Here is a 15436-nt window from a genome sequence, read left to right on the forward strand (position 1 = left end):
TGATAAATCTATTGGAATCAAAAACCTGTCTATTATAATTCGAGTCAACACTATACCCTAATCTACTGGAGCCTCGACAGGAATCTCCAGCTCTATTAGAGCGCCGGAGTCAGTGCAATTATCGAATTCCAAGCGAAAGGTGTTGCCGTAAAGAAGCTGCAAGCGATGATAGCTATTCCAGATGCCCAAATGCTGGTCATTTGTTTGATGGAAATAGCGACCACTCCGTAAGGAGTCCAGCAGCTCTTGCGAGAATCCACTGCCGTTGTCAACAATCCGAATGCGGCAACGTTTTTGATCGGTATCTATTATGGAATGAATCTCAATATGAAAAGGATCATCCATGAAGTCGAAACCGTATTTGATTGCATTCTCGATAAAAGGCTGCACGATCAGGGGAGGAATCTGTACCTTCTTCGAGTCCTCATCCATCACAAACCGATAGGTTATCCTTTCGGGAAAGCGGAGCTGCTGAATACGCAAATAACTGTCCATATGTTCCATCTCTTCGGAGAGAGTAACAAACTGCTTGCTCGTTTTGGTCGTAAAGCGAAAGTATTTCACTAGATTAAGGCACATCGCTTGAATGACGGAATAATTTTTGAGCTGAGCAAGGTTATAGACCACATTAATGCTGTTGAGCAGGAAATGCGGATTAATTTGCAGCTGTAAATGCTTAAGCTCCGCCTTATGAGCTCGAATATGCTCTTCATAAACGTTAATTTTCAGTTTTTGAATTTGATGCGCCATGTCATTGAAGGTTTCATTGACCATATAAAATTCCCTAGAAGGAGAATTGTTCAGCCTATATGCCCAGTCCCCTCTTTTGAGAGTGCGCATGCCTTTTATTAATTCATTCATCGGCCTGAGAATAATACCGTTAAGATAAATCAAATAGAGAGAGAGCAGCACAACGGCAAATACCGGAATCCAAGCAATAATCATACGAAAACGAGCAAGATTATGAAGCATTCGCTTCTCCGGAATGAACGCAGCCAGCGTAACATCTGTTGAGATTATTGGATTACTGACGACAATGTAGGTATCTTTCTCTCCCATAATCCTCTGGTATTTCTCGTAGAAATCAATATGAGGAGGATCGGCGAAACCGCCAACATCGAAGCTTCCGGTGATCAGTTTCCCCTCACTATCCGCAAGAGCAGCAAAGCCTTCTCTTCCAAGCTGAATCAGATCCAGAGGAATCATCAGCTTTTCAAGGCGAACCCATGCTCCCAAGTATACACCAGTGCCCGAATCCACAATGCGTACCAAGCCATGTATGTTACCAGAGCTAACTACCCTCCACCCTGAAAATAATGGGCTGCCAGGCTTTACTGTGTCAAGCAAGTCCTGAAGGCCTTGCTTGATGGCCAGATTTTCATCGTAAGAAGCTGTTTTGATATTGGTATGAATCAGATCAAGATATGCGTTAGAATAGGCGAACTGAATATCTACCGTGCTGTCAAACCGATTATATCGGCTTAAGCTGTTCAGGATTCGCATCTTGGTCAATGTATATTCATTAGAGTTGTAGACCATCTTGTTCAATGACAGAATATCCACATCCGCGGTTGCTAAATCGTATAGAAAATTAGTTTCTATGCCAAGCGCAGTCTGGATCTGGTTAGAATATAATGTGATCATACTTTTGCTCGACTCCGCCGCTTGTTCTCGTACGGAATTGGAGGCCGTGTAATTACTGTAAAGCAGCAGACAGACTAGAGGCAACGTAATGGTAATAAAGCCGACCGTTAACTTGAAACGCAAAGAGCCTTTAGGATTCATCGCAGTTCTTCCCCTATTCCTTTATGTCGGTATACCTTTTGCATTTTATTATGGCATATCTCATCAGGTTGGAAAAGAAGGAGGAGTTGGAGGTTTACTCTCCAACTCCTGCATATAACTTATTTCGTATTCGCTTTGGCCCACTCGTCTAGCTGTCGCTGCTGTTCTTCCAAAATCTTCTGGTATCCCGCAGCATTACGCTTAGCTTTATACTTGGCAATCGTTCCTTCCACATCATCGACAGCGCCTGAGTTCAGAACCATCTGGAACTCTTTATCTACGTTACCGACTGCAGCCTTCTCAGCCTTAACTGGTGCCTCATCGAAGGTAAAGCCAAGAGCGATAGAGCGTTCGGAACTTTCGTTGAACTTCTCGAATTGTTCCCACTTGTCAGCGTCTTCGTTTGCCCACAGGTATGAGATGAACTGATTTCCGAACATCCAACCGCCTGGGCTCGGGTATCCTTGTGTCTCAGCTGTTACGCCTTCTGGATAATCAATGACGTTGTCTGCTTTTTTAACATAGTGCGTACCTTCAATTCCCCAATCCAGCATATTAAGAAGCTTAGCATCCGTATACAGCATATTAAGAAACATCATTGCTCTCTCAGGATCCTTGGAAGTACGGGAAATCGATAGCAATGCTCCATTTGCTTCACCTGTTGTTGTATAAGGTAGAGCTGTCTCAACTTGTACGAGCGGCAATCCCATTGTTACAGACATTTCTTTATCTTTACCAGGCTTCAATGATGAACCGATTGCAAAGGCTTTGCCGGCTTTCATCATGTTTTCTGCTTGACCGCTTGAATCTGAAGTCATAACATCCTTATCGAACCAACCATTAAGATTCCATTGTCTCATACGCTTAAGAAAATCAATAAATTTAGGGTCTTCTAGGATATCAATAGCTTTCAGCTCTTTGCTGTCACGTGAAATTATACTGCTATCGTAATTAGCTGCTCCCCAAGTGTTTGCAAATTTATTACTAACAACGGGTACTATACCTTGTTCTTTTTCTTTAATCACTTTAAACATTTCTTCCATTTCCTCCAGAGTTTTAACTCCTTCAGTATTGAATTTATATTTATCAACCAATTCTTTGTTTAGAAGGAAACCAAAACCTTGTGCGAATTCCTTTTTGGTAGGAACGCCATAAGTCTTGTTGCTAATTTGTGCGCCTTTCATAAAATCATCGCCCAAAATGGCAGGGATATCTTTACCGTGTTTTGCAATGAGATCTGTCAGTTCTACAAATTGTCCTTTGGATACGTCTAATCCATAACCAAACCATCCGGCAGTAAAGATGAGATCAAAGGATTCGCCAGAAATTTTCATCAGGTTAGTCTTGTCTGTCCAAGAGCCCCAATCAATCGGTTTCAATTCGATAGTTGCGTTGATTTTTTCTGTTAAGTATTTGCTCATTTCATCTTGAACAAGCTTTAGATCCTTAGGCACAGCACCAGGATAAATCAATGTAATTTTGTAAGGCTTGAGACTTGCAGCACCACCGGTCTCATTGGATGGTGTGTTATTCGTATCTTCTTTTGGAGTGTTGGAACCTCCTGTTTTGTTCTGTGCGCATCCGGACAGAACAAGCATAACAATGATGATCAGGGTTAATCCGATTTGCAGCTTTTTCTTCAACGTAACCAATCCCTTCTTCTCTTTGTTTTTATCGGAAACCTAGATGCGTATTCTTAACCTTTAACCGCACCGCTGGTGATACCGCTGATGTAAAATTTTTGAAAGAATGGATAAGCGACCAGGAGCGGCGCGACGCCGATAATGGCGAGTGCCATTCGAACACCTTCGGTTGGCATTTTGGAGAGAAGTTCGCCTACCTGACTGGATGTATCCGCCTTCATAATTAGAAACTGTACATTATTTAGCGTCTTGGTCATCAGGTACTGGATATTCATCAAATCTGGTTTATCGATAAACAGCATACAGTTGTACCAGTCATTCCAATAAGCTAACAAATTGAAGAGGGCGACTGTCGCCATAATTGGCGCTGAAAGCGGCACCACTAGCTTCATGAAGATTGTCAGCTCGCTCGCCCCGTCGATCGTGCCTGACTCAACGATAGATTCTGGTATCGTGTTGGCAAAAAAACTACGCATCAGCAAAACGTTAAAGGCACTCAGTAATAGATTGGGTATAATCATGCCAAACAGTGTGTTTTTGAGCCCAATCATTGTCACATAGGTGATATACCAGGGCACCATGCCTCCACTAAACAACATCGTGAAAAATAGAAGAAATGACATCGTGCGGCGCAGCGGCAAGTCTTTGCGTGATAACGGATAAGCGAAGAGCGCCGTTATAAACAAGCTGACCGTTGTTCCAATAAGAGTTACGAGAATGGTTACTCCATAAGATCTCGCAATCTGACCAAAGTCATTAAATAAGAACTGATAAGAGGCGAAATTAATTTTGCTTGGAATTAAGCTGTATCCGTTCTGGGCAATAGAACTCTCATCTGAAATGGAAACCATGAATACTAAAATGAACGGGAATAGTGACGCTATGCTGAAGAGCACAAAGAACAGATGGATAAGTGGAGATCGCAAACGTGATGTAACTGGCATCTGCTTGATGCCTCCTCTCTTTATGAATTTTTATCGATTAGAATAACGCGTCATCCTTGCTGATTCGGCGAACTGCGAAGTTTGCCCCTAAGATCAAGAAGAAGCAGACAACAGATTGATAAATACCGGCGGCAGTCGACATTCCAATGTCTCCACGCTCAATCATTGCTCGGTAAACAAATGTATCGATCGTATTAGTTGTAGGCATTAACGGACCTGAGTTCATCGGTACTTGATAGAATAGACCGAAGTCTGAACGCATAATCGAACTGATCGCTAGCAGCGTCATGATGATAATCATTGGCGAGATGAGTGGAATCGTAATCCGAGTCATCTGTTTCCATTTGTTAGCGCCGTCGATGGTTGCCGCTTCGTAAAATTCCTTATCAATACCGATAATGGCCGCAAAATAAATAATTGCCAAATAGCCGACATTTTTCCACGCATTCACAATAACCAAAATATACGGCCAATAATCCGGCTCATTGTACCAAGAGATCAACTCGGCGCTAAACCATTTGTCTAACTGTCTATTGATAAGCCCGCTATCGGTATTTAAAAAGCTGTATACCAGATAAGCGACAACTACCATTGAAATGATATGTGGCAGCAAAAACGTACTCTGGTAAAAACGGGTGATGACTTTATCTTTGATCTCGTTGACCAACAGTGCGGCAAGAAGCGCAAAAGTGGTATTCACAACGATGAAAAAGACGTTATACATAATCGTATTTCTCGTTATCAGAAAAGCATCGGGAGAACTAAACAAAAACTTAAAGTTGTACATTCCAGCCCAAGGACTGCCCCAAATGCCATCTACATAGTTCAGTTCCTTGAAAGCTAAGATGACTCCGTACATAGGAATATAATTGTTTAAAATCAAGTACGCTAGCCCGGGGACCATCATAATGAGTAAAGCCCTGTATTTCTTTATCTTTTTTTTGAATGTTCGCATTCGGCTACTCATCGTTGTGGATGTATCGTTTGATGCAAACGCCGTCATAAGGCTCACCCTTTCATGTTGTCGTTCTCTGTCTCTCATTATAGTGGGCTGTTAATCATGTGAACTACTACAATAATGACATATCTTTATCACGCTAATGACTAGTTGTCTCAGAGCATGAATTAGGATATTGACGGTTACAACGGGTGCTCTTATGCTAAAAGCGTGAACTGGTCGTGTCGTTTCCTATTAATGGAAGACACATCCTTCACGAGAGATTTAATATGAGGGAGTGAAAGATGATGAAGCAAACTAAGGCTGTACAGCGGGTATTTATTCTTGGAATGGATGGTGCGGGTAATTTCGTACAGCAAGCAGACACACCGAATCTAGATGCTTGGCTTCCACGTGGAGCCTACACCTTTGATGCGAAGGCGGAAATGCCGACGATCAGTGCAGAATGTTGGGGATCTGTGCTTCATGGGGTACAGCCTGACAAGCATAAATTAAATAATGAGAAGGCGGCAACACTATCCTATCCGAGTGATTCTCCCTTTCCTTCCCTCTTTCGACTAGTAAGAGAACAACAGCCAGAGGCTAAGCTTGCTTCCTTTAGCAGCTGGAGTCCGATTAACTCCGGTATTATTGAAGATAATCTCGGCGTACATAAAGTTTCTTTGCCGGATGCGGAGCTTGTCTCTTCTCTTCTCGTTTACATGGAAGAGAATCAGGACGTTCGTCTGTTATTTTTACAACTGGATGAACCGGATGGCTCTGGACACCGTTACGGCTACGGAGATGATTGTCCGGAGTATTTAGCTGCGATAACTACTTGTGACGAACTAATCGGCAGTGTGTTGAAGCGATTAGAGAAGTTAGGTCTTATGGAAGACAGCTTAGTTGTGCTTCTCACTGACCATGGCGGAGGCGGTGATAACAAATACAGCCATGGCAGCGCCCATCCAATGGACCGTGACGTATTCTGGGGGTGTATAGGACCTGGGATTAATAGCGGTCTTCTAAAAGGACCTGTATCCATAACAGATACAGCTGCAATTGCTGCACTTGCGCTAGGATTAACCTTGACTCAGCAATGGGATGCTCGCTTACCAGAGGGATTGCTTGATAACACATGGGCATCCAAGAGCATTACTATCGTCGATAGCAAAACAGCTGCCGCCGAGGAGTCCCACAATGGCTAAGTCGCTGCGGTTTCGAGAAGATGGGAGCTTCAAAATTGTGCAGTTCACAGATCCCGAATTTTCTTCATACGAAGCGGAAGAACAAAGGATGGAAGCTATGATGCTAGGTATCTTGAAAGACGAGCAGCCTGATCTGGTCGTCTACACAGGAGATATCATTGCTTCAGCTGGTCACCCTAACCCGGTAGTCGCATTTCGACGCGCTTGCTCCGTGCCTGAGAGCTTGAACATCCCTTGGGCTGCTGTGTTCGGCAACCACGATACGGAAGGAACCGTCACGCGGGAGCAGCTTCATGCGCTGCAGCTAACCTACCCGCATAATTATGCTAAGCCTGACCCACCTGGCATTCATGGCTCCGGTAATTATGTCCTTACTGTAGAAGGTAAAGAGCGCGAAACGGCCGCAGCCCTTTATTTTCTGGATTCAGGCAGCTACTCTCCGCTGGAATATAGCAGAATGGGCTATTATGATTGGATTCGCCGTGATCAGATTGATTGGTACACACGCGAGTCCTATCGCCTTACCGGAAGCAATGGCGGAACGCCACTGCCCTCCCTCGCCTTTTTTCACATACCGCTCCCTGAATATAACGATGTATGGGACTTCGGTGTTTGCTACGGAGAGCGTAATGCTCCTTTCTGCTGCGCGCCTTGGGTGAATTCCGGCTTCTTCGCAGCTATGATCGAGATGGGCGATGTCATGGGTACCTTCGCTGGCCATGACCACGGCCACGATTTCTGGGGCGATTGGCATGGCATCCGTCTTTGCTATGGCCGCACGACCCGAAACGCATACCTGGATCGGCCCTTTTTAACAGGAGCGAGGGTCATTTCCTTGAAAGAAGGAGAACGAAGCTTCGATACTTGGCTGCACTTAGAGGATGGAACGGTGCTGTCAGAGCAGCCTAAGCATGAGCCTGAGGGACGTACACCGGAGAATGTTGCTATTTACTTGACATAAGCAGCACCGATTCGAAAAGAAGCTACTTTATGTATTTATAATCATTAACGATAGTTTCAATTTATATAAAGAGTGGCCGATTCAACTGCTCAAACCAATCGCTGCAGGAATTTCAAAGAAATACCTTCAGCATCCGACTGAACATCACTCTTGCTCTGACAACTGCGACCAATTCTCAAATCTAAAAGTATGTTTTTCATATTTATTGTTATTTGATAAGGTAGTTAACAAAAAAATCAGTGTTTTCATAAGCGGATGACCCTTTGTATTCCAAACGAATACCTCCTGACTTTTACAAACCGTTAATCAGATCAGCTTCTTCCAATATTCACGGCTTCGGGCATCCATCAGCTCCGGATCGGACAGCTCGAAGCGGCGTTCTTCATTGTCCGTTACCATCCAGCGGCTTTCCGTTACGGGTTGGATATTTTCATGAAGGTTATCCATGACCAATGCTGCCGGGCCATAATTCGTATCGACCTGCAAATACCACTCGCTGCCTCTTTTTCTAACGGTCAGGATTTGTGTAATGACAGGAATCATATAACTTCGGTCAAGCTCTTCTTGTACCGCCTGAAAGCTATCTTCCGCGAGAAGCTTCACATCCTGTATCATTGCAATTTCAAGCCCTTCCGCCGAGCGAACCGAGATGAACCTATCGGGCAGTGTATATGGAAAACTGCGAATAAGTGTTACGCGGGCAAAACCTTTACCTTCCTGCTCCAAATGCAAAATACCGTCAGAAGATCGGAACAAACGGATTTGACTCGGCTCAGAGCGGCTTAAAAAGAATAACGGGTTCATCTTATCCGACCTCCGATGGTATTTTCGCTGTTTGTTTTTGCGATTCGACCAAACGATAATAATGCATTTGTTTCGCGTAAAGCTCTTCATGCGTCCCCATTTCAACAATGCGGCCTTGGTCGAGGACTACAAGCCTGTCTGCATGACGTAAAGTGGATAAGCGATGGGCAATCGCGATGGTGGTTCTTCCCCGGATTAAGCGGCTTAACGCTTCTTGAATGAGCCGTTCCGTCTCCGTATCAACAGATGCCGTCGCTTCATCTAAGATCAAAATCTCCGGATCAAGCAGCAGCGCTCTCGCAATTGCGATACGCTGTTTCTCCCCGCCAGATAAGCGGTGTCCGCGTTCCCCGACGCGCGTATCGTAGCCTTCCGGCAGACGACAAATAAAATCATGGGCATTCGCGGCATGGGCAGCTGCGATAATGGTCTCCGGCGGACTATCCGGACGGCCGTAGGCTATGTTCTCAGCAATCGTACCATCGAACAAAAACGTTTCCTGAAGCACGACGCCAATATGCTTCCGGAGACTCTCCTGCCGGATATCTCTCAAGTCGTGCCCGTCAAGCGCAACGCTTCCGGCATTCGGGTCATAAAATCGGCAAATCATGTTTATGAGAGTCGTTTTCCCTGCACCGGAGCGGCCAACCAGCCCGATCATTTCACCGGGACGTATGGTGAGGTTAATATCTTTTAGCACCGGTCGTTCCACTTCATACCCGTATCGTACACCATGAAAGCGGATCTCGCCAGAAACGGAAGAAAGCTCCACCGCATCCCGTTTATCAGGGACATCAACCTTGGCATCGATGATTTCGAGAATCCGTTCGGCCGAGCCAAGCGAGCGGTTGAGCCAGCTTAATAGCTGCCCGGAGGCTTGAACAGGCCCGAAGAACATGAGCAAATAGGTCGTAAAGGCGGTCAATGTTCCAATAGACATGGTGCCGGACATGACCGAACGTCCTCCCAAATACCAAACAGCGATGCCGAACACAGCCGTCAGTACCGTAAAAATCGGAGATACGCCAAGCCAAAGATTGCCAAAGGAAATCGTGCGATTGATCCATTGATTATTCACCTTGTCAAAACGGTTTTTCTCGGCATTTTCCTGCGCAAAGGCTTTAATGACTCGAATGCCTTGTAGCGCTTCGCCAATCACATTGTTGACATGCAAAGCGGATTGCCATTGCGAATACCAAAGTGAGCTCAGCCTCTTCCACAGCCAATAGAATCCGGCAAACAAGAATGGAGTCGGGATCAGAATCATCGCTGCCAGCTGCCAATTCAGATGGAATAGCATAAACAAGATGCCTACGGCCAGCAGCATCTGCGTGATTAGATACACCATGCCGTTCGTCAAAAACTCTTTTAATTCATCGGTATCATCCTGGATGCGGCCGATAAATTGAGAGACCTGGCGGTGATCGAAGAAGCGCATCGAAAGCTTCATCAAAGCGCCGAACATATCCCGGCGGATCTCCCCTACCAGTTTCCCGCCTATTCGAACGCCAAGGTAGCTTCGAATGACTTGCATCGCCGCAGATAACACCTGTACAAGGGCCAAACCGCTTGCCAAGGCAAAAAGCATATTCAAGCTTCCAGACGGTTTGGCCACTTCATCCACAATCATTTTGATCAAATAGGGTGGGATCACTTCAATAAATACGGATAAAACAAGCAGCAGCGCACTTACCAGCATGGGGCTTCGGTACGGGGTACAATAAGCCGCCAACCTGCGCAGCATGTACCATTTGCTGCTACAATTTAAACACTTGCTTGTTCCGGGAGAGACGGTTTTGTCGCATTTTGAGCATCTATACGTTTCCGTACTTTCTTCTAGAGCTGGGAGGGTAAGACCTCCAGTTTCGTCCCCTTCCGCCAACCAGTTCCTTATCGCGGGAATTGCCTGTCGAAAAGGCTCGATGTACGGAAGTGAGAATCTCGCAGCTTCTATCTCGCCATCACCGGTTATAATAAAAAACGATGCTCCGCCGAAAGCCTCGCGAACGGATACATCGATCATGTTATTCTTATGGAAGGTCATGATGGTTTTCCCTTGCCCGTCCACCATTTCCATGGTTAAAGTCTTGAAAAAAACCTCGTAATGCCTAAATCGTCGTAGGGTGAAATCCACATCCGCCCTTAAACGGAGCCATGGATTCTCCGTATCCTGTTGTTCGACTGCGACGCCGTTAACAAGTTTACCAGCTTCCCGCTTCGCATTCTCCGTTTTCAATTTAAAATACTCCTTTGTCAATGCCACTCTCCGGCAGTTACATAGAACGCTCGTTTTTTACTGCGCACCATCGAATCACTTTGTGCCATTTAGGTACACGCAAAGCCAGTACAGCAAGCAGCATGGATCTCCAATGATTCGCGGCTTGAAAATGGTTGTTACGGCGAACGCCGGACCATCGTCCCAGAATGCTTGTGAACGGTACGGGATCATCCGGCTCATAGCATGTATCTCCCTTGAAGATAAATAATTCCTTTGAGCCGTCCTGCTTTACGGCGTACAGCCGGTGTCCGATCAACGCACCTTGGTCCGTAACAAATAAACAGATATCGCCAAGTTTCAATTTTTCCCGTTGCACGGACAAGAAAGTGCTTACGTTTCCTTCCTTGATCAAGGGATACATGCTGATACCCGCAGAGGGCAGCTCGATCTTTCCGGTTCGCTGGATTACTGCTGACATAACTTGCGTCAAATCATGCATTTATTAGCAGTCCAGCCTCAATCAGCATTTCAACAAACGCCTGAACGTCAACGAGGACAACTTCCATCTCAACGCCGTATTCGGTATGTACTTTTTTGGCCAGCTCCGCGACAGTTGGAAATTCGGGAAGAATCGACCAAATATAACCTCCAAGCTCGTTCACTTTCGTGATGGCGTGGGTGTCGATGTTCAGCAGCAGCCACTCGCCATCCAGCTCAGCCGTCTCGATATTTTCCCGTCTCAGCAGTGTTTGGTCTGCCAGTATCGTCATGATATCACTCCCCAAAAGGTATCGTTTTTCTGAAAATATAGTTCATAAGCCGGTACGCCTTCTACCGCCTGCTTGCAAAGCGCAATCATCTTTGCCGTTTCCTGCTTGTTATGCTCCCAATAAAAAACCTTATCCAGAAGTGAAATCAGCGCGTCGCCTTTGCGGATACCTACCCGCCTTACATCCTGCGATTGGATCAGAAAATGAATGCCTGCCAAGGGACTGCTTGGTAGCTCGCATGCTTCTTCCATTTCACTCCGAAATGGGGAATCGTGGATTGTAATCGAACCATCCGGCTCAAACAATAGGAGCGTAGCCTCATCGGAAAGAATAGGACGGGGAACGGAAAGATCAGCTACCGTCGACTTGCCTGCTCCTGATGGCCCGGCGAACATCCAAGCGCGGTCATCCTCCACCACGCATGACGAATGGATGAGCAGCCCTGCACGCCGATGGATCAGCCAGGCGCTGTAGAGATTGATTAAGGCGTGCTTGAGTGCAAGGTCATCGTGAACATAAATTTTTGCCTGGCTGTAATCAGGTGTTGTCACCAGCTTATAGTCCGCACGGATATAGACATATTCGCCGCCGTTCTCTTGAATCTTGACAGGACCGTCGTCGAAAGGTTTCCCGTAAAAGTCATAGACCTCCACCTGAATGTCAGGCGCTTCAAGATTTCTGCTTGCTTCAAAGGAACGAAAACGCGCGGTTAATTCATCATATAAAAAGGTAGTTTGAATTTGAAAATCGATCGAACTCCTGCCGACCTGTGTATGCAATGTGTACGTCATTATGCACCGCCCGTTCTTCAGAAGTTATACCTGAGAATAAAAAGGGAGCAAACTCGATCGTTAGCTCCGCTTCTCAGATAAAATCTATCATTGCTTTCTAGTTAACCTCCGATAAAATGCCTGCAAAACATAGGTTTAAAATTACGTTTTTGGCACCATTCGTAGCCACCGACTTTATCGCTTGGTCTCGCTGTTCCAAATTCGACAGTATGCTGCGTAAGTACTTTAGGAGCTTCATATTTTTTCATTTCGTTCACCTCCTTTCAAGGAATTTATGTCATATTATAGTTATAGTCAATGATATTTATGAAATTTAGTAAAATAATACTACGATAAAATGTATTAATACCTGCTTTTTGTATATATAAAACGAGAATATTTGATTTAATTCTTCTTTTGTTTGGCACGAATGGTTCGAATCCAAAATTGTAGTCTTCTCTTATAGATTTTGGCATAGATTTTGCCCATCGGCGCATTCGAATCCGGGACATCTGATCTATTGGCATACTTTAATAGGTCCAAGGCATAATCTCTTGGCGGCAGCAGTAAATAACGCAGATGCGCCCACTGTTGTTTAACCGAATCATAGGCGACGAAGGCAGAAAACAGATGGAAGCCATAAAATCGCCAGTTTCTGATCCCGAATTGGGCATTTCGCATCAGTTCGATATTCCAAAGCGGCCAGCGTCTCCGTACGTTTAGCGGCTTGGTTTCATGCAGCTCGGGAAACAAGTCATAGACAATTGTCAGCGCAATTAGTACTTTGGCATAGTTCCCATCGCTCTTTGCCTGTGCAAAGAGCTGGCCGTAGTCTATTTCTGCGCTGCAGCATCTCAGGACGTGCAAAATATCGATAACGTACTTCAGTGATAACATATTATGGTTATAGCCATGAAGGCATAGGTAGTAAAAGGTGTCCTTGGCCGAAAGCTCCTTCACCAATTGATAGGGAGAAATTGGTTCTGCATCCATCCAAAAGCAGCTCATATCCGTACCCGAGACATGTTCGCGCAAAATATTCCAATGCAGCTCCACCCCGAGCAGCGGGAAATCCTCATTCGCATAAAATTTATTCAACAGCATATGGAAATGATCCGCATCGTCTTCTATATACCGGATAAACTCATGGCGCTCCAATAGGGCAACCGCCTTATCCAAATCTTCTGGACGTACAAGCAGATCGATATCGGATGTTCCCCTGCCCGAAAAATGTCCAAAAAAACGTTCAGACAACCTAATACCTTTCAGCACGATCACTTGAATTCCTGAACGCTCAAACACATCAAGAAGCTTGTACATCTCGGAGCGGATCAGCATGTTTTGAAACAAAACAGCATCCACACCCGATTTAAGCCTGCTTAGGTGCTCGGAAGGCACCGCTTCCAATAAGCCGCTGCTCTTCAATAAATAATAAACTTGGGGAGCGACTTGGAAAATATCGATATCGTCAATTGCTGCTTTAGCCGTCTCCTCGGAATCAAATAACGGATGTTGGTTTTGGTAGATTCGGCTTATAAGCGTTACCGCTTTCGAGTGTTTCATGAGCCGCTCCCTTCACTTTCGTTAATAAACTAGTTTCGGATTTATAATGTCGTTTGTGGGGGTATGCGTATGAAGCCAATTGAGAAATTTTTCTAATCTTCGAAGATAAATCGGTTATCCGGTGCAAAGATAAAGCGCCTGTCTTCAACGCGCAGTAATAGCATTTCACCACCTATAAAACGAAAAGACCATCCAAAAAAGGCAATCAGCCTTTCTAGACAGTCTTCTAATTCCGATCACCTATTTTTTGCTCTATACGCCACGTAGTTCCATTATCTTTAGACAAAAGGATAAAAGATAAATCATAATGGCTTCCCTCCCATATTTCACGAACATAAATTATTTTTTTAACTCTTCTGAATTAATCTCATCTTCTACTTCTGATATTCGATACCATAGAAATCATTATCTTTTTTGTTACGATATTTCTCATTATTTAGTTGGTTTTGGTATATTTCTAGGGAATTCGTCAAGTCACTACTAAAGAGTTGTATATATCGCTCTGCAATCTGCCTAATTTAAGACGAGCCTATACTATAAATCCAAAAGCGTTTGAAAGAGACTGTTAAGTCACTCTATAAATTTTATATGGCAAAAAAAAGAACAAGCGCGAAATCCCTGCTTATTCAGTATTTGTGTCAAGATAATACTTCTGTTAGATGTAGTTCTGCTGTATCTTAAAGAGACTATTTCCAACAATTTCTTTAAGAAGTTAAGCTAAGAGGATTAATATTATCTTCTTTCGCTTAAATATTTGTCTCCATTTCATAGAATAAAGACAGAAGAGCCTTTATGAATCAAGGTTTTTTCTGCCATCTGACTGTTCCTTTATTAACTTCTCAATTACGTTATACCCCTAGTTAATAGGATGATACGCCCAACTCATGTTCACTCCGAATTACATATCCATTTGATGGAAGGAAGATAAATAAAAAAACAAAAAGGCTCAAGCATTATACATGCTTGAGCCTTTCATCATCAATCATCAATCCCTCTTATAAAAAGCCTCTTTCTTAAACTCAGCATAATCCTATTATCATTGTAAATGTTCGATTCTTGTTCAGATGACCATGATCAAATTCTCGTTAGAGGTGAATACCATCACTTATTAATGGTTATATTTTTTCATATTTATTGTTACTTGATAAAATCTTCAACAAAATGAAGCTCCAATACGACTTCGGCTTGAGTAAAATTTACGAGCTCGTTATTAACTCCAATCCCTGCTACGCTTTCCTGCTTGAAGGCAATTCTTTAATTCAAAATAAGCTCATCGTCGCCCATGTGCTCGCTCACTGTGATTTTTTCAAAAACAATGCTCGCTTTGGCGTTACCAATCGCAATATGGTCGAGAGCATGTCTGCTACAGCCGACCGCATTCATCAATATGAAATGGATCATGGCACGGAGGCGGTCGAGAAGTTTATTGATGCCATTCTTGCTATTCAAGAGCATGTCGATCCGACGCTCATTAAGCCCTATCAATTGGATAAGAAACGTTATATCGAAATGGTGCAAAAGGACAGCGAGCGCTCGGAGTGGAAAATCCCTACCTCCTCTTACGATGACCTGTGGAATCTGGACCCGGATCGGACGGCTGCCGCCGCATCAGCCGCTCAATCGCAGGCCGCTGACGCAAAGCGGTTCCCGCCTCGCCCAGAAAAAGTTGTCATCTGGTTCATAGAAGAATACTCCCCGACCCTACAGGATTGGCAGCGTGATATTCTGTCTATGCTTCGTGATGAGTTGCTCTTTCAGGAAATGCACCTTAACCGTTAGTAATATTAAACGCATAGCTAGGGGCGGAGAATCAGGAACTGCCTGACTCCCCGC

At 44.5% G+C, this 15436-nt stretch carries 13 protein-coding genes and 1 pseudogene; 3 read left to right on the forward strand and 11 right to left on the reverse strand.

What is annotated here, in order from left to right; translation table 11 throughout:
• Positions 1-57: 57 nt before the first annotated feature.
• The 4 genes from AC0VYE_RS25055 to AC0VYE_RS25070 all read right to left on the reverse strand — a co-directional run bounded on the left by AC0VYE_RS25055 (position 58) and on the right by AC0VYE_RS25070 (position 5375).
• Positions 58-1785, reverse strand: a complete 1728-nt coding sequence (locus tag AC0VYE_RS25055) for a histidine kinase (RefSeq protein WP_475443236.1) — start codon at positions 1783-1785, stop codon at positions 58-60.
• 119 nt (positions 1786-1904) lie between these two features.
• Positions 1905-3428 (reverse strand): ABC transporter substrate-binding protein, encoded by a 1524-nt coding sequence (locus AC0VYE_RS25060; RefSeq protein ID WP_076267772.1) that lies wholly within the window; start codon positions 3426-3428, stop codon positions 1905-1907.
• Between the two features lie 53 nt (positions 3429-3481).
• Entirely contained in the window at positions 3482-4372 is an 891-nt protein-coding gene (locus AC0VYE_RS25065) for a carbohydrate ABC transporter permease (RefSeq protein WP_076267726.1), read from the reverse strand.
• Between the two features lie 37 nt (positions 4373-4409).
• Positions 4410-5375, reverse strand: coding sequence for an ABC transporter permease (locus AC0VYE_RS25070; protein WP_475443237.1), 966 nt, complete (start codon positions 5373-5375; stop codon positions 4410-4412).
• Positions 5376-5614: 239 nt separating this feature from the next.
• Between AC0VYE_RS25070 and AC0VYE_RS25075 the strand changes: the two genes are divergently transcribed.
• Together AC0VYE_RS25075 and AC0VYE_RS25080 are read left to right on the forward strand one after the other, a co-directional pair.
• Positions 5615-6517, forward strand: a complete 903-nt coding sequence (locus AC0VYE_RS25075; RefSeq protein ID WP_475443238.1) for an alkaline phosphatase family protein — start codon at positions 5615-5617, stop codon at positions 6515-6517.
• Positions 6510-7478 carry a metallophosphoesterase family protein gene (locus AC0VYE_RS25080; RefSeq protein ID WP_475443239.1) on the forward strand — a complete coding sequence of 323 codons (969 nt, stop codon included), beginning with the start codon at positions 6510-6512 and terminating at the stop codon, positions 7476-7478. The genes AC0VYE_RS25075 and AC0VYE_RS25080 overlap by 8 nt, the downstream gene beginning before the upstream one ends.
• 306 nt (positions 7479-7784) lie before the next feature.
• On the opposite strand, the gene AC0VYE_RS25085 is transcribed toward AC0VYE_RS25080, so the two are convergent.
• From AC0VYE_RS25085 to AC0VYE_RS25115, 7 genes are all read right to left on the reverse strand, one after another.
• Positions 7785-8282: a DUF1854 domain-containing protein gene (locus AC0VYE_RS25085; protein ID WP_475443240.1), complete on the reverse strand. Its 498-nt coding sequence runs from the start codon at positions 8280-8282 to the stop codon at positions 7785-7787.
• A 1-nt stretch (position 8283) separates the two neighbouring features.
• Positions 8284-10518, reverse strand: coding sequence for an ABC transporter ATP-binding protein (locus AC0VYE_RS25090; RefSeq protein WP_475443241.1), 2235 nt, complete (start codon positions 10516-10518; stop codon positions 8284-8286).
• 37 nt (positions 10519-10555) lie between these two features.
• Positions 10556-10999: a S24/S26 family peptidase gene (locus AC0VYE_RS25095; protein WP_475443242.1), complete on the reverse strand. Its 444-nt coding sequence runs from the start codon at positions 10997-10999 to the stop codon at positions 10556-10558.
• A complete protein-coding gene (locus tag AC0VYE_RS25100) occupies positions 10992-11270 on the reverse strand; it encodes a PqqD family protein (protein WP_475443243.1) in 279 nt (92 codons plus the stop codon). Before AC0VYE_RS25100 ends, AC0VYE_RS25095 begins: the two co-directional genes overlap by 8 nt.
• On the reverse strand, positions 11267-12061 hold the full coding sequence (locus tag AC0VYE_RS25105) for a hypothetical protein (RefSeq protein WP_475443244.1): 795 nt from the start codon (positions 12059-12061) through the stop codon (positions 11267-11269). The genes AC0VYE_RS25100 and AC0VYE_RS25105 overlap by 4 nt, the downstream gene beginning before the upstream one ends.
• Positions 12062-12162: 101 nt before the next feature.
• Positions 12163-12309 carry a hypothetical protein gene (locus AC0VYE_RS25110; RefSeq protein WP_179089784.1) on the reverse strand — a complete coding sequence of 49 codons (147 nt, stop codon included), beginning with the start codon at positions 12307-12309 and terminating at the stop codon, positions 12163-12165.
• A gap of 136 nt (positions 12310-12445) precedes the next feature.
• Positions 12446-13603, reverse strand: coding sequence for a nucleotidyltransferase domain-containing protein (locus tag AC0VYE_RS25115; protein WP_475443245.1), 1158 nt, complete (start codon positions 13601-13603; stop codon positions 12446-12448).
• A gap of 1146 nt (positions 13604-14749) precedes the next feature.
• On the opposite strand from AC0VYE_RS25115, the pseudogene AC0VYE_RS25120 reads away from it, so the two are divergent.
• Positions 14750-15358: pseudogene (locus tag AC0VYE_RS25120) on the forward strand (SpoVR family protein); the annotation flags it as partial.
• Positions 15359-15436 lie beyond the last annotated feature (78 nt).

The sequence above is a fragment of the Pristimantibacillus sp. Z349TD_6 genome (genome assembly GCF_056173205.1).

Bases quoted from the DNA above. Each gene is read 5' to 3' on its own strand.
- AC0VYE_RS25075 (WP_475443238.1), top strand. From the start codon at position 5,615: ATGATGAAGCAAACTAAGGCTGTACAGCGGGTATTTATTCTTGGAATG.
- AC0VYE_RS25080 (WP_475443239.1), top strand. From the start codon at position 6,510: ATGGCTAAGTCGCTGCGGTTTCGAGAAGATGGGAGCTTCAAAATTGTG.
- AC0VYE_RS25065 (WP_076267726.1), bottom strand. From the start codon at position 4,372: ATGCCAGTTACATCACGTTTGCGATCTCCACTTATCCATCTGTTCTTT.
- AC0VYE_RS25100 (WP_475443243.1), bottom strand. From the start codon at position 11,270: ATGACGATACTGGCAGACCAAACACTGCTGAGACGGGAAAATATCGAG.
- AC0VYE_RS25085 (WP_475443240.1), bottom strand. From the start codon at position 8,282: ATGAACCCGTTATTCTTTTTAAGCCGCTCTGAGCCGAGTCAAATCCGT.
- AC0VYE_RS25110 (WP_179089784.1), bottom strand. From the start codon at position 12,309: ATGAAAAAATATGAAGCTCCTAAAGTACTTACGCAGCATACTGTCGAA.
- AC0VYE_RS25115 (WP_475443245.1), bottom strand. From the start codon at position 13,603: ATGAAACACTCGAAAGCGGTAACGCTTATAAGCCGAATCTACCAAAAC.
- AC0VYE_RS25095 (WP_475443242.1), bottom strand. From the start codon at position 10,999: ATGCATGATTTGACGCAAGTTATGTCAGCAGTAATCCAGCGAACCGGA.
- AC0VYE_RS25055 (WP_475443236.1), bottom strand. From the start codon at position 1,785: ATGAATCCTAAAGGCTCTTTGCGTTTCAAGTTAACGGTCGGCTTTATT.
- AC0VYE_RS25105 (WP_475443244.1), bottom strand. From the start codon at position 12,061: ATGACGTACACATTGCATACACAGGTCGGCAGGAGTTCGATCGATTTT.
- AC0VYE_RS25070 (WP_475443237.1), bottom strand. From the start codon at position 5,375: ATGACGGCGTTTGCATCAAACGATACATCCACAACGATGAGTAGCCGA.